The organism is Pseudomonas sp. GB2N2, from assembly GCF_054897705.1.
The window spans coordinates 2,798,502-2,819,661 of sequence record NZ_CM142701.1 but is presented as its reverse complement, the minus strand read 5'-3'; the positions used below and the strand labels follow the sequence as shown (position 1 = coordinate 2,819,661).

General features: G+C 57.7%; 16 protein-coding genes. 14 read left to right on the top strand and 2 right to left on the bottom strand.

Going from position 1 to position 21,160, the window contains the following annotated elements:
- Positions 1-107 precede the first annotated feature (107 nt).
- A complete protein-coding gene (locus ACYZT4_RS13030; RefSeq protein ID WP_461988315.1) occupies positions 108-1,112 on the top strand; it encodes an RHS repeat-associated core domain-containing protein in 1,005 nt (334 codons plus the stop codon).
- Positions 1,113-1,158: 46 nt separating this feature from the next.
- Here the strand turns inward: ACYZT4_RS13030 and ACYZT4_RS13025 are convergent, their stop codons facing one another.
- Positions 1,159-2,766, bottom strand: coding sequence for a glycoside hydrolase family 17 protein (locus tag ACYZT4_RS13025; RefSeq protein WP_461988314.1), 1,608 nt, complete (start codon positions 2,764-2,766; stop codon positions 1,159-1,161).
- Between the two features lie 301 nt (positions 2,767-3,067).
- Here ACYZT4_RS13025 and ACYZT4_RS13020 point away from each other — a divergent pair, with 301 nt between their 5' ends.
- The 3 genes from ACYZT4_RS13020 to ACYZT4_RS13010 all read left to right on the top strand — a co-directional run bounded on the left by ACYZT4_RS13020 (position 3,068) and on the right by ACYZT4_RS13010 (position 6,157).
- Positions 3,068-3,919, top strand: coding sequence for a glycine betaine ABC transporter substrate-binding protein (locus tag ACYZT4_RS13020; protein ID WP_461988313.1), 852 nt, complete (start codon positions 3,068-3,070; stop codon positions 3,917-3,919).
- Between the two features lie 271 nt (positions 3,920-4,190).
- The gene (locus tag ACYZT4_RS13015; RefSeq protein ID WP_095127733.1) at positions 4,191-4,502 is read left to right on the top strand and encodes a DUF485 domain-containing protein; all 312 of its coding nucleotides are present in this window, start codon (positions 4,191-4,193) and stop codon (positions 4,500-4,502) included.
- Positions 4,499-6,157: a cation acetate symporter gene (locus tag ACYZT4_RS13010; protein ID WP_461988311.1), complete on the top strand. Its 1,659-nt coding sequence runs from the start codon at positions 4,499-4,501 to the stop codon at positions 6,155-6,157. The genes ACYZT4_RS13015 and ACYZT4_RS13010 overlap by 4 nt, the downstream gene beginning before the upstream one ends.
- A gap of 171 nt (positions 6,158-6,328) precedes the next feature.
- Here ACYZT4_RS13010 and gltA read toward each other — a convergent pair whose 3' ends face one another.
- Positions 6,329-7,618 (bottom strand): citrate synthase, encoded by a 1,290-nt coding sequence (gene gltA, locus ACYZT4_RS13005; protein WP_373346799.1) that lies wholly within the window; start codon positions 7,616-7,618, stop codon positions 6,329-6,331.
- Positions 7,619-7,981: 363 nt separating this feature from the next.
- On the opposite strand from gltA, the gene sdhC reads away from it, so the two are divergent.
- The 10 genes from sdhC (at position 7,982) to brnQ (ending at position 20,989) form a co-directional block, all read left to right on the top strand.
- Positions 7,982-8,356: a succinate dehydrogenase, cytochrome b556 subunit gene (gene sdhC, locus ACYZT4_RS13000; protein ID WP_461988309.1), complete on the top strand. Its 375-nt coding sequence runs from the start codon at positions 7,982-7,984 to the stop codon at positions 8,354-8,356.
- Entirely contained in the window at positions 8,350-8,718 is a 369-nt protein-coding gene (sdhD, locus tag ACYZT4_RS12995; RefSeq protein WP_027922414.1) for a succinate dehydrogenase, hydrophobic membrane anchor protein, read from the top strand. Before sdhC ends, sdhD begins: the two co-directional genes overlap by 7 nt.
- Positions 8,719-8,721: 3 nt before the next feature.
- The gene (gene sdhA, locus ACYZT4_RS12990) at positions 8,722-10,497 is read left to right on the top strand and encodes a succinate dehydrogenase flavoprotein subunit (RefSeq protein ID WP_461988307.1); all 1,776 of its coding nucleotides are present in this window, start codon (positions 8,722-8,724) and stop codon (positions 10,495-10,497) included.
- A gap of 11 nt (positions 10,498-10,508) precedes the next feature.
- Entirely contained in the window at positions 10,509-11,213 is a 705-nt protein-coding gene (locus tag ACYZT4_RS12985) for a succinate dehydrogenase iron-sulfur subunit (RefSeq protein ID WP_157711726.1), read from the top strand.
- A 245-nt stretch (positions 11,214-11,458) separates the two neighbouring features.
- Complete coding sequence (locus ACYZT4_RS12980; RefSeq protein ID WP_461988305.1) at positions 11,459-14,290, top strand: 2-oxoglutarate dehydrogenase E1 component; 2,832 nt, start codon at positions 11,459-11,461, stop codon at positions 14,288-14,290.
- Positions 14,291-14,332: 42 nt separating this feature from the next.
- Positions 14,333-15,553 (top strand): 2-oxoglutarate dehydrogenase complex dihydrolipoyllysine-residue succinyltransferase, encoded by a 1,221-nt coding sequence (odhB, locus tag ACYZT4_RS12975; protein WP_461988303.1) that lies wholly within the window; start codon positions 14,333-14,335, stop codon positions 15,551-15,553.
- A 97-nt stretch (positions 15,554-15,650) separates the two neighbouring features.
- A complete protein-coding gene (gene lpdA / locus ACYZT4_RS12970) occupies positions 15,651-17,087 on the top strand; it encodes a dihydrolipoyl dehydrogenase (RefSeq protein ID WP_461988301.1) in 1,437 nt (478 codons plus the stop codon).
- Positions 17,088-17,283: 196 nt separating this feature from the next.
- Complete coding sequence (gene sucC / locus ACYZT4_RS12965) at positions 17,284-18,450, top strand: ADP-forming succinate--CoA ligase subunit beta (protein WP_008148602.1); 1,167 nt, start codon at positions 17,284-17,286, stop codon at positions 18,448-18,450.
- The gene (gene sucD, locus ACYZT4_RS12960) at positions 18,450-19,331 is read left to right on the top strand and encodes a succinate--CoA ligase subunit alpha (RefSeq protein WP_128608023.1); all 882 of its coding nucleotides are present in this window, start codon (positions 18,450-18,452) and stop codon (positions 19,329-19,331) included. The genes sucC and sucD overlap by 1 nt, the downstream gene beginning before the upstream one ends.
- Before the next feature lie 344 nt (positions 19,332-19,675).
- Positions 19,676-20,989 carry a branched-chain amino acid transport system II carrier protein gene (gene brnQ, locus ACYZT4_RS12955; protein WP_461988299.1) on the top strand — a complete coding sequence of 438 codons (1,314 nt, stop codon included), beginning with the start codon at positions 19,676-19,678 and terminating at the stop codon, positions 20,987-20,989.
- Positions 20,990-21,160 lie beyond the last annotated feature (171 nt).

The window sequence follows — 21,160 nt, the reverse complement described above, 5'->3', positions numbered from 1 at the left end:
AAGCAGCCATTTTCACTCCGTGGCCTAGCAGTTCTGATAGTAGACGGGCGCGCCGATAACTCCGAATCTAGACGTCCCGGTACTTGGACAGGAAGCGGAGCGACGCCATGGCAAATAAGCGAGAAATCATCCTTCGCCACTATCACTACGATCCATTGGATCGCCTGAATGGATTCGCGTCGCCGGGTCAGCCCGGTGTTCAATGCTTTTACCGAAATGATCGACTGGCCACTGAAATACACGGGCAAAAGCAATATTCCTTCTTTGAGCATGAATCCCAGGTACTGGCTCAACAACAGCGCGAGGCGGGCACGGTGGAATGCGCGCTACAGGCTACCGATTTTCAAGGTTCGGTTTTGCATTCGGTGGTGGGAGGTCAGCACCAGCACACTGCTTATTCCGCTTATGGCCATCAATCCCCTGAGAGAGGTTTGATCAGCCTGCTTGGTTTCAATGGGGAGCGGCGGGACTCGGTGACCGGGCTCTATATGCTCGGGAAGGGGCATCGTGCGTTTAGCCCCGTGTTGATGCAGTTCTATAGCCAGGACCGATTGAGTCCGTTCGGGAAGGGTGAAAAGCATGCGTATGCATATTGCGGGCGTGATCCGATAAATCGTGTGGATCCGACGGGACAGTTTGCGATGCTTGCCCGTGGAATTGCTCGGCTTACTTCCGCGCCTGTATCAGCGCTACAACAGGCAGGCAAGGGATTGCGTGCAGCGAAAAAAAATCTAACGAGCATTTTTACCAACGCGCCGACGCCACCTCGCCACCGCAGCCCGGTAAATAAGCTAATTGACGAGTCTTTTGATCTTGTAGAACTCCGGAAGATCGGTGATGAATTCAAAATGGTCAGGGACGCAGATCAGCCACCGCCAATCCCCAGGTATGCCCAATCTAAGGGGTTCAGTGAGGACGCGTTGTTTGCACAACGCGGGTATCAGGACTTTCCTGAAGTGCAAAAGCATTATCTCCATTCGCAACAGCCTGAGGTTCTGGAGCGTTTACAGCTAGCAGAAGGAACGTTGATGGTTGCGACAGAGATCTACAAAAAGAAATATCCCGATTGGGGGCCAGTGGCGCGAGATATAATTCGAAATACCCGTTCCTGATGGATCGAAGCCTCCCGATTCAGGCTTCGATCATGCGGATCAGTTATTACGCTAGTGGCGTGCGAACCCGCAAACTGCGCCACAACGCCGCCACCATCAACCCGCACACCAGCGCCCAACCCCAGGCTTGCTGGTTCTGCCATCCTTCACGGAACAGCTGCGGCGCAATGCCGGCGCCGATGATGAAGGTCAGCAGCGCGATTTCACGACGCGGCACAATGACCGGGCGGCACAGGTAAACCAGTGCTGGAAGAATGAACGCGACACTCGGAAAGCTGCGATAGCGCGGGTCGAACACCAGTTCCAGCATCATCACTGCGGCCGCGAAGCCAGCGACCGCCAGCAACCCACCCGCCCGTCGCTCGAGTACATTGAAGGCTCGTTCACGCCATCCGGTCCGATCGCTCAGCGTCAGCGCGGCATGCGCCAGCACCAGCAGGTTCAGCCCCGTCAGCAAGGCGACCCACAACCATTCACTGGCAAACCGGGTGGTCACGCGCGCCAGATCACCCCAGGCGCCAATCGAACACGCCGCCAAAGCGCCGAGCAGCGGCAGCACCAGCGCCGAGCGGGTGGTGCGCACGCGTCCGCCAAGCATCAGGGTGCCGAGGAAAATCACCCCGCCGACTGCCAGCCATTGCGCCCAATACGGCACATTCGACACCGGCCCGGCCAGCACGCCCTTGTCCTGACGGTCCGCATCAAACAGGCCCCAGTAACCACCGACTGCCCCTTCGCTGGCACGTTTCCACGGTTGGTCGAAGGCTTCGATCAGGTTGTAGTGCCAGCCTTCCTGCTCGGCCATGATCACAAAGGCGCGAATGAACTTGGCTTCATTGACCCGGCTCGGCAACGCGGTTTCGCGCTGACGGCCTTCGCTCGGCCAGCCGGTCTCGCCAATCATCACGTCCTTGGGCGCAAATTTGTTGCCGAACACCTGACGCACGTCGCGAACGTGCTGCAGCGCAGCGTCGATGTTCGACGGGTCATCTTCCCAATACGGCAGCAAATGGATGGTCAGGAAGTCCACCGCCGGAGCGATTTCCGGGTGCTTGAGCCAGAACTCCCAGACGTCGGCATAAGTGACAGGCTGCTTGACCTGACTTTTAACCTTGGTGATCAGCTTGGCCAACTGCGCGCCAGTGACTTCTTTGCGCAGCAGCGACTCGTTGCCGACGATCACCGCAGTCACCACGTCCGGGTTGGCGTTGGCCGAGGCGATCAGCATGTCGACTTCTTTGTCGGTGTCCACCGGGTTGCTGTTGACCCAGGCGCCGATCATCAGCTTCAAGCCATGTTTGCGCGCCAGCTCGGGCAGTGCTTCGAGGCCGGTCATGGAGTAAGTGCGAATGCATTTGAAGCGGGTGGCCAGCAGCGCGAGGTCGGCGTCCATACGCTCGGGGCGCAACTTGAACGGCTGATCGAACGGCGACTGGTCTTTGTCGAACGGGGTGTAGGAGGCGCACTGCAACTTGGGTTTATGCGTTGCGTTGGCCACGTCCGCGAGAATTACCGGTTTGCCGAGGCCGTACCAGAAACCGCCAAGGGCAAATAGCCCCAGCAGGCAGGCGAATAAATAAGCAAAAAAAGGAAAGCGCGATGTCGCGGGCATGATCAGGCCGTCTAGAAGCAAAGGCGCGCATGTTACCTGCATTTGCCCCGCGCTTGGTGGCCGGCACGATTTTGACATGCAAAGTTCGGGCGGATTGGCGGAGCTGTTTGAGGTGGTCGCAGTTAATGGCGTTCTGATGTCGTTTCTCGGTGCCTTGAGGTCGCTGACAGCACAGGTTCCGGTTGGCGTCAGGTTGATTATCGAAGCGTCAGTTGCCCCGTTGATAAATCGCGCTGATGATCGAACGAGTTTGCGGTGAGGCGTGGTGGGGGCGCTGAGCACCAAAACAATACGTTGACGCGACTCGGCATCCGCCGGGCGCAGCACTTTCGGGGAAGTAACGATGAAGATGCGACGACTTTTAGGCGCAGGTGCCGCTCTGGTGCTTGCGATGGGTTCCACGATGGCCAGCGCCGAGAGCAAAACCCTGAGCATCGGTTACGTTGACGGCTGGTCCGACAGCGTCGCGACCACCCACGTGGCCGCCGAAGTGATCAAGCAGAAGCTGGGTTATGACGTGAAGCTGCAAGCCGTCGCGACCGGGATCATGTGGCAGGGTGTGGCCACTGGCAAACTCGACGCCATGCTCTCCGCCTGGCTGCCGGTCACTCACGGCGAATACTGGACCAAGAACAAGGATCAGGTCGTCGACTACGGCCCGAACTTCAAGGACGCGAAAATCGGCCTGATCGTGCCGGAGTACGTCAAGGCTAAAACCATTGACGATCTGAAGACCGATGACAGCTTCAAAAAACGCATCGTCGGGATCGACGCCGGTTCGGGAGTGATGCTCAAGACCGATCAGGCAATCAAGGATTACGACCTGACCGGCTATCAACTCAAGGCCAGTTCCGGCGCCGGCATGATTGCCGAACTGACCCGTGCCGAGAAGAAAAACGAATCCATTGCCGTCACCGGTTGGGTGCCGCACTGGATGTTCGCCAAATGGAAACTGCGCTTCCTGGACGACCCGAAAGGCGTGTATGGCGCGGCTGAAACCGTGAATAGCATCGGTAGCAAAGAGCTGGCAACAAAAGCACCGGAAGTGGCCAAGTTCCTGAAGAACTTCCAGTGGGCGTCGAAAGACGAAATTGGCGAAGTCATGCTGGCCATTCAGGATGGTGCCAAGCCTGAAGCCGCTGCGAAGGACTGGGTCGCCAAGCACCCTGAGCGCGTTGCAGACTGGATCAAATGATGTGAGTTGACACGTTTGGTCAGAACTTCTCAAAGCCCCTTGGCTCAACGGCCAAGGGGCTTTTTGTTTTCCCGTAGGCGCCAGGTTTGCCAGCGAAGGTGATGGTGATTACGCCTTCGCCGGCGAGCCTGGCCCCTGCAGAAGTTGGGCTATGCTGGGAATTGGCGATTCTGTCATGTCGTTCTAATACTAAGGTCGTCTGGAACCTGGCCCCCAGCCGCATACAGTGGCTATTGTTCCAACAATAATCTGTGCTGCGAGGATAAAAACAATGAACGACAGCATTTACCTCTCGATTCAAAACAGCCCGCGCTTCAAGGAGCTGGTTAGCAAGCGAGAAAAGTTCGCCTGGATTCTTTCGGCGATCATGCTAGGGCTTTACTCCGGATTCATCCTTTTGATCGCTTACGGGCCGCATATTCTGGGCGCGAAAATCAGCCCTGAGTCTTCGATTACCTGGGGCATTCCCATCGGTGTCGGCCTGATTCTTTCGGCCTTCGTCCTGACCGCGATCTACGTACGACGCGCCAATGGCGAATTCGACGACCTGAACAATGCGATTCTCAAGGAGGCTCAGCAATGATCCGGCGTCTAATGGCTCTGTTGAGCATCGCAGCGTTTGCACCCGGTGCCTGGGCGGCTGAAGCCCTGACCGGCGCCGTGCAGAAACAACCGCTGAACATCGCCGCGATCCTGATGTTTGTGGCGTTCGTTGGCGCAACGTTGTACATCACCTACTGGGCCTCGAAGAAAAACAACTCGGCAGCCGACTACTATGCGGCTGGCGGCAAGATCACCGGCTTCCAGAACGGTCTGGCGATTGCCGGCGACTACATGTCCGCGGCGTCCTTCCTGGGTATTTCCGCCCTGGTGTTCACCTCCGGCTACGATGGCTTGATCTACTCGATCGGCTTCCTGGTGGGCTGGCCGATCATTCTGTTCCTGATCGCCGAGCGTTTGCGCAACCTGGGTAAATATACCTTTGCCGACGTGGCGTCCTACCGCCTCGGGCAAGCCCAGATTCGCTCGCTGTCTGCCTGCGGTTCGCTGGTAGTGGTCGCGTTTTACCTGATCGCGCAAATGGTGGGTGCCGGCAAGCTGATCCAGCTGCTGTTCGGTCTCGACTACCACGTTGCGGTCATCCTCGTCGGTATCCTGATGTGCATGTATGTGCTGTTCGGCGGCATGCTGGCGACCACTTGGGTGCAGATCATCAAGGCGGTGCTATTGCTGTCCGGTGCCTCGTTCATGGCGTTGATGGTGATGAAGCACGTCAACTTCGACTTCAACGCACTGTTTTCCGAGGCGATCAAGGTTCACCCTAAGGGTGAGGCGATCATGAGCCCGGGCGGTCTGGTAAAAGATCCGGTTTCCGCGTTCTCACTGGGTCTGGCACTGATGTTTGGTACCGCTGGCCTGCCGCACATCCTGATGCGCTTCTTCACCGTGAGTGACGCAAAAGAAGCTCGCAAGAGCGTGCTGTACGCAACCGGTTTCATTGGTTACTTCTACATCCTGACCTTCATCATCGGCTTCGGCGCGATCCTGCTGGTCAGCACCAACCCGGCGTTCAAAGATGCGGCTGGCGCGCTGCTGGGCGGCAACAACATGGCGGCGGTGCACCTGGCCAACGCGGTGGGTGGCAGTATTTTCCTCGGCTTCATCTCGGCGGTAGCGTTCGCAACCATCCTGGCAGTGGTTGCCGGCCTGACCCTGGCCGGTGCTTCGGCGGTGTCTCATGACCTGTATGCCAGTGTGATCAAGAAAGGCAAGGCCAACGAGAAGGACGAGATTCGCGTCTCGAAAATCACCACCATTGCCCTGGCGGTGCTGGCGATCGGTCTGGGCATTCTGTTCGAAAGCCAGAACATCGCATTCATGGTGGGCTTGGCGTTCTCCATCGCGGCGAGCTGTAACTTCCCGGTGCTGCTGCTTTCCATGTACTGGAAGAAGCTGACCACGCGCGGTGCGATGATTGGTGGCTGGTTGGGTCTGATCAGTGCTGTTGGCTTGATGGTCCTCGGGCCAACCATCTGGGTGCAGATTCTGCATCACGAGAAGGCGATCTTCCCGTATGAATACCCGGCGCTGTTCTCGATGATCATTGCGTTTGTGGGGATCTGGTTCTTCTCGATCACTGACAAGTCGGCAGCTGCGGAAAAAGAGCGGGCATTGTTCTACCCGCAGTTTGTTCGTTCGCAGACGGGTTTGGGGGCGAGTGGGGCGGTTAGTCATTAAGGTAGCTTCAAGCTTCAAGCTTCAAGCTAGAAGCAACTCCGTAAAGAGAAATACCTCTGCTGAAATGCAGGGGTATTTTTTGCTTGAGGCTTATTACTTGAAGCTTGAAGCTCACTAAATCCCAGCCAAAAAAAACGGCCTCAACAAGAGGCCGTTTTTATTGGCTGGGATTTAGTGCCGATCTTCCAGCTTGGTGATGTCGCGCGACTCGTAGCCGGTGTACAGCTGGCGCGGACGGCCAATCTTGTACGGGCTGGAGAGCATTTCTTTCCAGTGGGAGATCCAGCCCACAGTCCGCGCCAGAGCGAAGATCACCGTGAACATGCTGGTTGGAATGCCGATCGCCTTGAGGATGATCCCCGAATAGAAGTCGACGTTCGGGTACAGCGAGCGTTCGATGAAGTACGGGTCGGTCAGGGCGATCTCTTCCAGGCGCATGGCCAGTTCGAGTTGCGGATCATTGTTGATGCCCAGCTCTTTCAGCACTTCGTCGCAGGTCTGCTTCATGACGGTGGCGCGTGGGTCGCGGTTTTTGTAAACCCGGTGACCGAAGCCCATCAGCTTGAACGGATCGTTCTTGTCCTTGGCCTTGGCGATGAACTTGTCGATGTTCGAGACATCGCCAATTTCATCCAGCATGGTCAGAACGGCTTCGTTCGCGCCGCCGTGGGCAGGGCCCCACAGTGCAGCGATGCCAGCGGCGATACAGGCGAACGGGTTGGCACCCGACGAGCCAGCCAGACGTACGGTCGAAGTCGATGCGTTCTGCTCGTGGTCGGCATGGAGGATGAAGATCCGGTCCATGGCCTTGGCGAGCACCGGGCTGATCGGTTTGATCTCGCACGGGGTGTTGAACATCATGTGCAGGAAGTTTTCCGCGTACGTCAGGTCGTTGCGCGGGTACATCATGGGTTGGCCCATGGAGTACTTGTAAACCATCGCCGCCAGGGTCGGCATCTTGGCAACCAGGCGGATCGCGGAAATTTCGCGATGCTGCGGGTTATTGATGTCCAGGGAGTCGTGATAGAAGGCCGAGAGGGCGCCGACTACGCCGCACATGACGGCCATTGGGTGGGCGTCGCGACGGAAACCGTTGAAGAACGTCTTCAGCTGCTCGTGAACCATGGTGTGGTTTTTCACGGTGCTGACGAACTGGGCCTTCTGTTCTGCCGTCGGCAGTTCGCCGTTGAGCAGCAGATAGCAGGTTTCCAGGTAGTCCGACTTTTCAGCCAGCTGTTCGATCGGGTAGCCGCGGTGCAGCAGAATGCCGTTGTCGCCGTCGATATAGGTGATCTTCGACTCGCAGGAAGCTGTCGACATGAAACCAGGGTCAAAGGTGAAACGGCCCGTGGCCGTCAGGCCCCGAACGTCGATAACATCGGGACCAACGGTGCCGGTTAAAATGGGCAGCTCGACGGGGGCTGCGCCCTCGATGATCAACTGCGCTTTTTTGTCAGCCATGTGGCCTCCTATTTATGCTTGAAATCATCAGACAGACCCCCCACGCAGGGCCCGCACCACTATAGTGAGATAAATCCGAATGTCAATTTGCCTAAAGTCTTGCTCAGCAAGGCTTTAACCGGACTTTTTCCTCGAAATTGACTGCCGTTTACGCCTTTTATCCAACTTGTGCAATGCGCTATTAGGGGAAGGTGAACGCGTTGTCATTAGTAGCCTAACTGTCTATACTCGGCCTCCGACCGCCAGGGGCTTTTGGGCCTGCTTTACTGGGGGTCGCACTCCCTGGGTGGTGGGTACCTGACCAGTGCACTCCCCAACAACTTTGCCCTGATTGTTAGGGGCTCTTCAGTGTGAAAAAAAGCCGTGAATAGCCAACGACCTGTAAACCTAGACCTAAGGACCATCAAACTCCCAGTCACTGCTTACACGTCCATTCTTCACCGAATTTCCGGAGTCATCCTCTTTGTCAGCCTGGCCATCATGCTTTATGCATTGGACAAGTCGCTCGACTCGGAAGAAGGCTTCGCTCAGGTGAAAGCGTGTCTGACCAGTCCGCTAGCCAAGCTAGTGATTTGGGGCATCCTGTCCGCCTTGCTGTATCACCTGGTTGCCGGTGTGCGCCATTTGATCATGGACATGGGCATCGGCGAGTCGCTTGAAGGCGGCAAACTGGGCTCGAAAATCGTTATCGCCGTTTCCGTGGTGGTAATCGTTCTGGCAGGAGTCTGGATATGGTAACTAACGTCACGAATCTGTCGCGTTCGGGCCTCTATGACTGGATGGCACAACGTGTGTCTGCGGTCGTTCTCGCGGCTTACTTCATTTTCCTGATTGGATACGTCGTTGCCCATCCCGGCATCGGCTACGCCCAATGGCACGAACTGTTCGCAAGCAACTGGATGCGTATCTTCAGTCTCCTGGCTCTCGTTGCCCTCGGCGCTCACGCCTGGGTCGGCATGTGGACCATCGCGACCGACTATCTGACGCCAATGGCGTTCGGCAAGTCCGCGACTGCGATACGTTTCCTCTTCCAGGCAGTATGCGGCGTCGCGATGTTCGCCTACTTCGTCTGGGGTGTGCAGATTCTTTGGGGTATCTGATTCATGTCTACTACAGTTAATACGCTTTCGTTCGACGCCATCATTATTGGCGGCGGCGGTGCTGGCATGCGCGCTGCGCTGCAGCTGGCACAGGGCGGTCACAAGACTGCCGTTATCACCAAGGTTTTCCCGACTCGTTCGCACACCGTATCTGCCCAGGGCGGCATCACCTGCGCCATCGCGTCCGCCGATCCAAACGATGACTGGCGCTGGCACATGTACGATACCGTCAAGGGTTCCGACTACATCGGTGACCAGGACGCTATCGAATACATGTGTTCCGTCGGCCCGGAAGCGGTCTTCGAACTTGAGCACATGGGGCTGCCGTTCTCCCGTACCGAACAGGGTCGCATCTATCAGCGTCCGTTCGGCGGTCAGTCGAAAGACTTCGGTAAAGGTGGCCAGGCTGCACGTACCTGCGCCGCTGCCGACCGTACCGGTCACGCACTGCTGCACACCCTGTACCAGGCCAACTTGAAAGCCGGCACCGTATTCCTCAACGAATACTATGGCGTCGACCTGGTGAAGAACGAAGACGGTGCCTTTGTCGGCATGATCGTCATCTGCATCGAAACCGGCGAAACCTCCTACGTCCGGGCTAACGCCACCGTATTGGCGACCGGCGGTGCAGGCCGTATCTACTCGTCCACCACCAACGCCCTGATCAACACCGGTGACGGCGTCGGCATGGCTCTGCGTGCTGGCGTGCCTGTACAAGACATTGAAATGTGGCAGTTCCACCCGACCGGCATCGCTGGCGCTGGTGTACTGGTCACTGAAGGTTGCCGCGGTGAAGGCGGTTACCTGATCAACAAGCACGGCGAGCGTTTCATGGAGCGTTATGCTCCGAACGCCAAAGACCTGGCGGGTCGTGACGTGGTTGCCCGTTCGATGGTTAAAGAAATCATCGCCGGCAATGGTTGCGGTCCGGATGGCGACCACGTCATGCTGAAACTCGATCACCTCGGTGAAGAAGTTCTGCACAGCCGTCTGCCAGGCATCATGGAACTGTCCAAGACCTTCGCTCACGTCGATCCAGCCGTGGCGCCGATTCCGGTCGTTCCAACCTGCCACTATATGATGGGCGGCGTGCCGACCAACATTCATGGTCAGGCAATCACCCAGGACGCTGAAGGCGTCGACCAGATCATCCCGGGCCTGTTCGCTGTAGGCGAAGTGGCTTGCGTATCGGTTCACGGTGCCAACCGTCTGGGCGGCAACTCGCTGCTCGACCTGGTGGTGTTCGGTCGCGCCGCGGGTCTGTTCCTTGAGCAGACCCTGAAAGAAGGCGTTGATTACGCCCGTCCTCGCCAGTCTGACATCGACGCTGCCCTGGCACGTCTCGATGGCCTGAACTCGCGCACCGATGGCGAAGACGTCGCTACCCTGCGCAAAGAACTGCAAAGCTGCATGCAGAACTACTTCGGGGTATTCCGTACCGGCGAATACATGCTGAAGGGTATTGCCCAGCTGGCTGACCTGCGTGGCCGTATCGCCAACGTCAAGATCAACGACAAGAGCCAGGCGTTCAACACCGCTCGAATCGAAGCCCTTGAACTGCAAAACCTGCTGGAAGTGGCCGAAGCCACCGCCATCGCCGCAGAAATCCGCAAAGAGTCCCGCGGCGCTCACGCCCGTGAAGACTTCGAAGACCGCGACGACGAAAACTGGCTGTGCCACACCCTGTACTTCCCGGGTGACAAGCGCGTGACCAAGCGTGCCGTGAACTTCTCGCCGAAAACTGTTCCGACTTTTGAACCTAAGATTCGGACTTATTAAGGGTGGCTGCCATGTTGCAAGTCAGTGTTTATCGCTACAACCCTGATCAGGACGCTGCGCCGTTCATGCAGGAATTCCAGGTCGATACCGGTGGTAAAGACCTGATGGTGCTGGACGTGCTGGCCCTGATTAAAGAGCAGGACGAAGGTTTCTCCTATCGTCGCTCTTGCCGTGAAGGTGTTTGCGGTTCCGACGGCATGAACATCAACGGCAAAAACGGCCTGGCGTGCGTGACGCCGCTGTCTTCTGTCGTAAAAGGTAACAAGTTGATCGTTCGTCCGCTGCCAGGCTTGCCGGTTATCCGTGACCTGGTCGTCGATATGAGCATCTTCTACAAGCAATACGAGAAGGTGAAGCCATTCCTGCAGAACGACACGCCGGCTCCGGCCATCGAGCGTCTGCAGACTCCGGAAGAGCGTGAAAAGCTTGACGGTCTCTACGAGTGCATCCTGTGCGCTTGCTGCTCGACCTCTTGCCCGTCCTTCTGGTGGAACCCGGACAAGTTCCTGGGTCCAGCTGCTCTGCTGCAAGCTTACCGCTTCCTGGCAGACAGCCGCGACACCAAGACTGCCGAGCGTCTGGCTTCGCTGGATGACCCGTTCAGCGTATTCCGCTGCCGCGGGATCATGAACTGCGTCAACGTCTGCCCGAAAGGCCTGAACCCGACTAAGGCCATCGGTCACGTACGTAACATGCTGCTGCAAAGCGGCGTGTGATTCAGCTGCTGTACCCGTAGATGCTACGGCGCAGGCTTCAACCGGCGCCGTAGTTTTAACCTGAGCAGTAGCCCATAAGGCTGCCGCTCTTATTTTGAAGAAATGAGACAAGCAGGGGCATCCGGGCTGGTACCCGGACTATCAGCGTGATCCTAAGTGGCTTGTTTTAGTCGCTGCATTCGGACTTCTGCAAGTGTGCTCGGTGTCGACGCCGGTGGTGTTCCCCTAACCGAGGGTGACCAAGCATGCAAGAAAGCGTGATGCAGCGCATGTGGAACAGCGCCTACCTGTCCGGTAGTAACGCTGCCTATGTGGAAGAGCTCTACGAGCTCTACCTGCACGACCCTAACGCTGTGCCAGAAGAGTGGCGCACCTACTTCCAGAAGTTGCCTGCTGACGGCAACACTGCCACCGATGTTTCGCACTCCACAATTCGCGATCATTTCGTCTTGCTGGCAAAGAACCAGCGCCGCGCACAACCGGTTTCCGCCGGCAGCGTGAGCAGTGAGCACGAGAAGAAGCAAGTTGAAGTGCTGCGATTGATCCAGGCCTACCGTATGCGTGGCCACCAGGCAGCCCAGCTTGACCCGCTGGGGCTGTGGCAGCGTCCTGCACCTGCAGACCTGTCGATCAATCATTACGGCTTGACCAATGCCGATCTTGATACGACCTTCCGTGCCGGCGACCTGTTCATCGGCAAAGAGGAAGCGAGCCTACGCGAAATTCACGAAGCGTTGCAGCAGACATATTGCCGCACCATCGGCGCTGAATTCACGCACATCACCGATTCCGAGCAGCGCCAGTGGTTCCAGCAGCGTCTGGAAAGCGTACGCGGCCGTCCGACGTACTCTGCCGATATCAAGAGCCATCTGCTTGAGCGCGTTACCGCCGCTGAAGGCCTGGAAAAATACCTGGGCACCAAATACCCGGGCACCAAGCGTTTCGGTCTGGAAGGTGGTGAAAGCCTTATTCCGATGCTCGACGAGCTGATCCAGCGTTCCGGTTCCTACGGCACCAAGGAAATCGTTATCGGCATGGCCCACCGTGGCCGTCTGAACGTGCTGGTCAATACCTTCGGCAAGAACCCGCGCGAGTTGTTCGACGAGTTCGAAGGCAAGAAGAAGGTCGAGCTGGGTTCCGGTGACGTTAAATATCACCAGGGCTTCTCGTCCAACGTGATGACCACCGGCGGTGAAGTCCACCTGGCCATGGCGTTCAACCCGTCCCACCTGGAAATCGTATCGCCAGTGGTCGAGGGGTCGGTTCGCGCCCGTCAGGATCGCCGCAACGATCCTACCGGTGAGAAGGTTCTGCCGATCTCCCTCCACGGTGACGCGGCATTCGCCGGTCAGGGCGTGGTAATGGAAACCTTCCAGATGTCGCAGACCCGCGGTTTCAAGACCGGCGGTACCGTGCACATCGTGATCAACAACCAGGTTGGTTTCACCATCAGCAACCCGCTGGACTCGCGTTCCACCGAGTACGCGACCGACGTTGCGAAGATGATCCAGGCGCCGATCCTCCATGTGAATGGTGATGATCCGGAAGCCGTATTGTTCGTGACCCAGCTCGCCATCGACTACCGCATGCAGTTCAAGCGTGACGTGGTGATCGATCTGGTCTGCTACCGTCGTCGCGGCCACAACGAAGCTGACGAACCAAGCGGCACCCAACCGCTGATGTATCAGCAGATCGCCAAGCAGCGCACCACCCGTGAGCTGTACGCCGATCGCCTGACCCAGGCCGGTGTGCTGGACGTAGAGCGTGTTCAGGCGAAAATCGACGAATACCGCAATGCGCTGGACAACGGTCTGCATGTTGTAAAAAGCCTGGTCAAAGAGCCGAACAAAGAGTTGTTCGTGGACTGGCGTCCGTATCTGGGCCATGCCTGGACTGCACGTCACGACACGCGTTTCGATCTGAAAACCTTGCAGGAACTGTCCGCCAAGCTGCTGGAAATTCCGGAAGGCTTCGTGGTCCAGCGCCAGGTCTCGAAAATCTACGAAGACCGTCAGAAAATGCAAGTTGGCGGCCTGCCGATCAACTGGGGTTACGCCGAAACCATGGCGTACGCGACCCTGGCGTTCGAAGGTCACCCGATCCGCATGACGGGTCAGGACATCGGTCGCGGTACGTTCTCGCACCGTCACGCTGTCTTGCACAATCAGAAAGACGCGGGCAGCTACATCCCGTTGCAGAACCTGTACAAGGGCCAGCCACGTTTCGACCTGTACGACTCGTTCCTGTCCGAAGAAGCCGTACTGGCGTTCGAATACGGTTACTCGACCACCACGCCTGAAGCGCTGGTGATCTGGGAAGCCCAGTTCGGCGACTTCGCCAACGGTGCCCAGGTGGTTATCGACCAGTTCATCACCAGTGGCGAGCACAAGTGGGGCCGTCTCTGCGGTCTGACCATGCTGCTGCCGCACGGTTATGAAGGTCAGGGCCCGGAGCATTCGTCGGCTCGTCTGGAGCGTTACCTGCAACTGTGCGCCGAGCACAACATTCAGGTAGCGGTACCGACTACGCCTGCGCAGATCTACCACTTGCTGCGTCGTCAGGTGATTCGTCCCTTGCGCAAGCCGTTGATCGTGCTGACTCCGAAGTCGTTATTGCGTCACAAACTGGCCGTATCGACCCTCGAAGATCTGGCCGAAGGTTCGTTCCAGACCGTGATCCCGGAAATCGATGTTCAAGACCCGAAAAAGGTCGAGCGCATTGTTCTGTGTAGCGGCAAGGTCTATTACGACCTGCTGGAAAAACGCCGTGCCGAAGGTCGTGATGACATCGCCATCGTGCGTATCGAGCAGCTGTATCCGTTCCCTGAGGACGACTTGAACGAAGTCCTGGCTCCGTACACCAACCTCAAACATATCGTTTGGTGTCAGGAAGAGCCGATGAACCAGGGTGCCTGGTACTGCAGCCAGCATCACATGCGCCGCATCGTTGGCAATCACATGAAGTCGCTCGTACTCGAGTACGCCGGCCGTGATGCTTCTGCTGCACCTGCTTGTGGTTATGCATCGATGCACGCTGAGCAGCAGGAAAAACTGCTGCAAGACGCCTTTACTGTTTAACGCCTTCGCGCACCTGAAACCGAATTTAAGGACCCACAGATAATGGCTATCGAAATCAAAGCCCCCACTTTCCCGGAATCGGTTGCCGATGGCACCGTTGCCACCTGGCACAAACAACCAGGCGACGCTGTAAAGCGTGACGACCTGATTGTCGACATCGAAACCGACAAGGTTGTGCTGGAAGTGTTGGCCACCGCCGACGGCGTGCTGGGCGCTATCGTCAAGAACGAAGGCGACACCGTTCTGTCCGACGAAGTCCTGGGCTCCATCGAAGCGGGCGGCGCTGCTGCCGCTCCAGCCGCTGCCGCTGCTCCGGCCGCTGCACACGCTGCTGCTCCAGCCGCTGAAGGCGAAGACGATCCTGTTGCTGCACCGGCTGCTCGCAAGCTGGCTGAAGAAAACGGTATCAACATCGCTTCCGTTGCCGGTACTGGCAAAGGCGGTCGTGTGACCAAGGAAGACGTGGTAGCTGCTGTTGCTGCCAAGAAAGCCGCTCCGGCTGCCGCGCCTGCCAAGGCTGCTGCGCCGGCTGCCGCTGCTCCTGTGTTCGCCGCTGGCGACCGCATCGAGAAGCGCGTTCCTATGACCCGCGTTCGCGCTACCGTCGCCAAGCGTCTGGTAGAAGCTCAGTCGAACATGGCGATGCTGACCACGTTCAACGAAGTTGACATGACTGAAGTCATGGCGCTGCGTTCGAAGTACAAGGACCTGTTCGAGAAGTCCCACAACGGCGTACGCCTGGGCTTCATGTCGTTCTTCGTCAAGGCTGCCACCGAAGCGCTGAAACGCTACCCGGCGGTCAACGCTTCGATCGACGGCGCCGACATCGTTTACCACGGCTATGCCGACGTTGGTGTTGCAGTGTCCAGCGACCGCGGCCTGGTTGTACCGGTTCTGCGTAACGCCGAACTGATGAGCCTGGCTGAAATCGAAGGCGGCATCGCCGCTTTCGGCAAAAAGGCGCGTGACGGCAAACTGTCGATGGACGAGATGACCGGCGGTACGTTCACCATCACCAACGGTGGTACCTTCGGTTCGATGATGTCGACCCCGATCGTCAACCCGCCGCAAGCGGCTATCCTGGGCATGCACAACATTCTGCAGCGTCCTATGGCGATCAACGGTCAGGTGGTTATCCGTCCGATGATGTACCTGGCTCTGTCCTACGATCACCGTCTGATCGATGGCAAAGAAGCTGTGACCTTCCTGGTTACCATCAAGAACCTGCTGGAAGACCCGGCTCGTTTGCTGCTGGATATCTGATAGAAGCAGCTGAAAGCTTCAAGTGACAAGCTGCAGGAACAGGCAGCTTGGCTTGAAGCTTTTGGCTTGAAGCTTTTCGCTTAAAGAGGACTTTTGAATGTCGCAGAAATTTGACGTAGTAGTGATTGGCGCGGGCCCTGGCGGTTATGTGGCTGCCATCAAAGCAGCGCAGCTGGGTCTGTCGACTGCCTGCATCGAGAAATACACTGACGGGGAAGGCAAACTGGCCCTTGGCGGTACTTGCCTGAACGTTGGCTGCATTCCTTCCAAGGCGCTGCTCGACAGCTCCTGGAAATACAAGGAAGCCAAAGAAGGGTTCGCGATCCACGGTATCAATCACGCCGGCGTGACCATGGACGTGGCGGCAATGGTTGGCCGTAAAGCCAACATCGTCAAAGGCCTGACCTCTGGCGTTGCTACTCTGTTCAAGGCGAATGGCGTCACTTCTCTGCAAGGCCACGGCAAACTGCTGGCCGGCAAGAAAGTCGAGCTGACCAAGCCAGACGGCAGCGTTGAAATCATCGAAGCCGAGAACGTGATTTTGGCGTCGGGCTCGCGTCCTATCGACATTCCACCCGCTCCGGTTGACCAGAAAGTGATCGTCGATTCGACTGGCGCTCTGGAATTCCAATCCGTGCCTAAGCGTCTGGGCGTGATCGGCGCTGGCGTGATCGGTCTGGAACTGGGTTCGGTATGGTCGCGCCTGGGCGCTGAAGTGGTTGTTCTCGAAGCGCTGGAGAAATTCCTCCCGGCTGCTGACGACGTCGTTTCCAAAGAAGCCTACAAAACCCTGACCAAACAAGGTCTGGACATCAAGCTGGGCGCTCGCGTTACCGGTTCCAAAGTGAACGGCGACGAAGTCGTGGTGAACTACACCGATGCCAACGGCGAACAGAACATCACGTTCGACAAACTGATCGTTGCCGTTGGTCGCCGTCCAGTGACCACCGAACTGTTGGCTGCCGACAGCGGTGTGAATATCGACGAGCGCGGTTTCGTATTCGTTGACGACCAGTGCGCGACCAGCGTACCGGGCGTTTACGCGATCGGTGACGTGGTTCGCGGCATGATGCTGGCGCACAAGGCGTCCGAAGAAGGCATCATGGTGGTTGAGCGCATCAAGGGCCACAAAGCCCAAATCAACTATGACCTGATCCCTTCTGTTATTTATACTCACCCGGAAATCGCATGGGTCGGCAAAACCGAGCAGACCTTGAAGGCTGAAGGCGTTGAAGTTAACGTTGGCACCTTCCCGTTCGCAGCCAGCGGCCGTGCCATGGCAGCCAACGACACCGGTGGTTTCGTCAAAGTCATCGCCGATGCCAAGACTGACCGCGTATTGGGCGTCCACGTGATTGGCCCGAGCGCTGCAGAACTGGTGCAACAGGGCGCGATCGGTATGGAATTCGGCACCAGCGCTGAAGACCTGGGCATGATGGTTTTCTCCCATCCGACCCTGTCCGAAGCCTTGCACGAAGCAGCTCTGGCAGTGAATGGCGGCGCCATTCACATCGCCAACCGCAAGAAGCGTTAAGACAATAAGAAACCACGGCGGAATGGCCCGTCGTGAGCCTTGCATGCAAGACTCACCGCGGAATATCCGCTGGACGCAGCCTTGCGTAGCTGCACCGGTTGTCCGGAAAGGCTACGCAAGCAGCAGTCACAGGTGGTGCGGCACTTGAACAAGTGCAGCACCGAATGCGCAGTACCTAACGAAGACGGTAATAAGCATGAATCTTCACGAGTATCAGGGTAAGCAGCTGTTCGCTGAATACGGCCTGCCAGTATCCCAGGGTTTCGCCGTAGACACCCCGGAAGCAGCAGCAGAAGCTTGCGACAAGATCGGCGGCACCGAGTGGGTTGTCAAAGCCCAGGTCCACGCTGGTGGTCGCGGTAAAGCGGGCGGCGTAAAGCTGGTTCGCAGCAAAGAAGACGCCAAGGCCTTCGCACAGCAGTGGCTGGGCAAGCGTCTGGTGACTTACCAGACTGACGCAAATGGCCAGCCAGTCACCAAGATCCTGGTTGAATCGTGCACTGATATCGCTAAAGAGCTGTACCTGGGCGCTGTCGTTGACCGTTCGAGCCGTCGCATCGTGTTCATGGCTTCCACCGAAGGTGGCGTGGACATCGAGAAAATCGCTCACGACACCCCTGAGAAAATCCTCAAGGCCACAATCGATCCACTGGTTGGCGCTCAGCCATTCCAGGGTCGCGAGCTGGCATTCCAGCTGGGCCTGGAAGGCAAGCAAGTTGCTCAGTTCGCCAAGATCTTCGTAGGTCTGGCCAAGCTGTTCAAGGATCACGACCTGGCCCTGCTGGAAGTGAACCCGCTGGTGATCAAGGCTGACGGCGATCTGCATTGCCTCGACGCCAAGATCAACATCGACGCCAACGCCATGTACCGTCAGCCTAAGCTGAAGACTTTCCACGATCCGTCGCAAGACGATCCGCGCGAAGCGCACGCTGCCAAGTTCGAACTGAACTATGTAGCGCTGGAAGGCAACATCGGTTGCATGGTCAACGGTGCTGGCCTGGCCATGGGCACCATGGACATCGTCAACCTGCATGGCGGCAAACCAGCCAACTTCCTCGACGTGGGCGGCGGTGCTACCAAAGAACGCGTTACCGAAGCGTTCAAGATCATTCTGTCCGACACTAACGTCGCTGCAGTACTGGTCAACATCTTCGGCGGCATCGTTCGTTGCGACATGATTGCCGAAGGCATCATCGGTGCAGTGAAAGAAGTCGGCGTGAAAATCCCGGTGGTTGTTCGCCTTGAAGGCAACAACGCTGAACTGGGCGCTAAAGTACTGGCAGAAAGCGGTTTGAACATCATCGCTGCAACCAGCCTGACCGACGCTGCTCAACAAGTCGTTAAAGCTGCGGAGGGCAAATAATGAGCGTCCTGATCAATAAAGACACCAAAGTTATCTGCCAGGGTATTACCGGTTCGCAAGGTAGTTTCCACACCCAGCAAGCCATCGAATACGGCACCAAGATGGTCGGTGGCGTAACTCCGGGCAAAGGCGGCACCGAGCACCTGGGCCTGCCAGTGTTCAACACCGTGAAAGACGCTGTAGCAGCCACTGGCGCCACCGCCAGCGTGATCTACGTTCCAGCACCTTTCTGCAAGGACTCCATCCTGGAAGCAGCTTTCGGCGGCATCAAGCTGATCGTTTGCATCACTGAAGGCATTCCTACCCTGGACATGCTGGATGCCAAAGTAGTGTGCGACGAGCTGGGCATTGTCCTGATCGGTCCTAACTGCCCTGGCGTGATCACTCCAGGCGAATGTAAGATCGGCATCATGCCAGGTCACATTCACTTGCCAGGCAAGGTCGGTATCGTTTCCCGTTCCGGCACCCTGACCTACGAAGCTGTGAAGCAGACCACTGACGCCGGTTTCGGTCAGTCGACTTGCGTCGGCATCGGCGGTGACCCGATCCCGGGTTCGAACTTCATCGACATCCTGAAGCTGTTCCAGGAAGACCCGAAGACCGAAGCGATCGTGATGATCGGCGAGATCGGCGGTTCGGCTGAAGAAGAAGCGGCTGCCTACATCAAGGCACACGTGACCAAGCCGGTTGTTTCCTACATCGCAGGTGTGACTGCTCCTCCGGGCAAGCGCATGGGCCATGCTGGCGCAATCATCTCTGGCGGCAAAGGCACTGCAGACGAGAAATTCGCTGCGCTGCAAGACGCCGGTGTTAAAACCGTGCGTTCGCTGGCAGACATCGGCAAGGCCTTGGCCGAGCTGACCGGTTGGGCTGTCAAGTAAGCCTCGCGCTTAGCTGACGCTTCACCAGACAAAGGCCACCTTCGGGTGGCCTTTGTTGTTTCCGCGGTTTGTACTGTCAGTGAAGGCCTGCTCGCGATTACTGACATAGACACGCAACCGACAACATGCAGAAACGCGACATAGAGATGTCGTAGATCGGAATGTTCGCCCTCTAACAGTGCGTTTTCTGCGCAAATTCGTTAGGCTAGCCGCCATTTTTGCGTCCGCGTCCCACAAGGAAGCTTCGCGCTAAAGGGTCTGTCCTACATGGGCTGACAGCATTTCCCTCACACCTCAGGGAAATCCCTCTCTAAATTCCGATTCAGTAGTGTGGTATTTCCTTAATGAAAGTGTTGAAAGGCCAGGACATCCTGGCACTTGGTTTTATGACGTTTGCCCTGTTTGTCGGGGCTGGCAACATCATCTTCCCGCCTATCGTCGGTTTACAGTCCGGTCCTCACGTCTGGATGGCAGCGTTGGGCTTTCTGATCACTGCGGTCGGCCTGCCGGTGATCACAGTCGTCGCCCTGGCCAAGGTGGGCGGCGCCATGGATGCCTTGAGCAGCCCGATCGGCAAGGTCGCCGGTGGCGTACTGGCCGCGGCGTGCTATCTCGCTGTTGGCCCGTTGTTCGCGACGCCGCGCACTGCGACTGTTTCGTTCGAAGTCGGCCTGGCGCCGCTGACCGGCGAAAGCCCGCTGGCACTGTTCCTCTACAGCTCGGTGTATTTCCTGCTGGTGTTCTTCATCTCGCTCTACCCGGGCCGTTTGCTGGACACCGTAGGACGTTTCCTCGCGCCGCTGAAGATCATCGCCCTGGCCGCACTTGGCATTGCCGCGTTCGCGCTGCCGGCCGGTGATATCGGCTTAGCGACGCCTGAGTATGTCGCGGCACCGTTTTCCCAAGGCTTCATCAATGGTTACCTGACCATGGATACCCTGGGTGCGCTGGTGTTCGGCATCGTCATCGTCAACGCCATTCGCTCCCGCGGTGTAGAGTCGCCTGCGTTGATCACCCGTTACGCGATCATTGCCGGGCTGATTGCCGGCGTCGGCCTGGCGCTGGTGTATGTCAGCCTGTTCCGTCTCGGCTCCGGCAGTCATGAAGTGGCCGCGGGTGCGACCAACGGCGCGGCGGTGTTGCATGCTTACGTTCAACACACCTTTGGTTCGCTGGGCAGTGGTTTCCTCGCGGTGCTGATCTCGTTGGCGTGCCTGGTGACGGCGGTCGGTCTGACGTGTGCCTGTGCCGAATACTTCAGCCGCGTGCTGCCACTGTCCTACAAGACGCTGGTCATCATCCTCGCCGCATTCTCCCTGTTGGTGTCCAACCTGGGCCTCACCAAGCTGATTGCGTTCTCGATCCCGGTACTGACGGCGATCTATCCGCCGTGCATCGTCCTGGTGGCGCTGAGCTTCTGTAAGGATTTCTGGAATGAACAACATCGCATCGTCGGCCCGGTGATGCTGGTGTCGTTCATCATTGGCCTGGTCGATGCGCTCAAGGGTGCAGGGCTGGCAGGCTGGATGCCGTCGCCACTGACGACATTGCCGCTGAGCGAACAAGGTCTGGCGTGGCTGGTGCCGTCGGTCATGACGCTGGTCTTCGTTGCCGCCTGTGACCGCGCGATGGGTAAACGCCGCGCCGCGATCGCGTAAGTCGCTTCGCCCGCCACAAACAGGTGTGAGCAATATAGAAATGCCCCGTATCAATCGATACGGGGCATTTTTTATGGGCATCAGGCAGTGTCTTTTCTCCTGCGCTAACGTCGAACCATTGCAAATCTCCCACAAGGGCTCGGTTTTCCTGCAAACACATCACAAGGACCT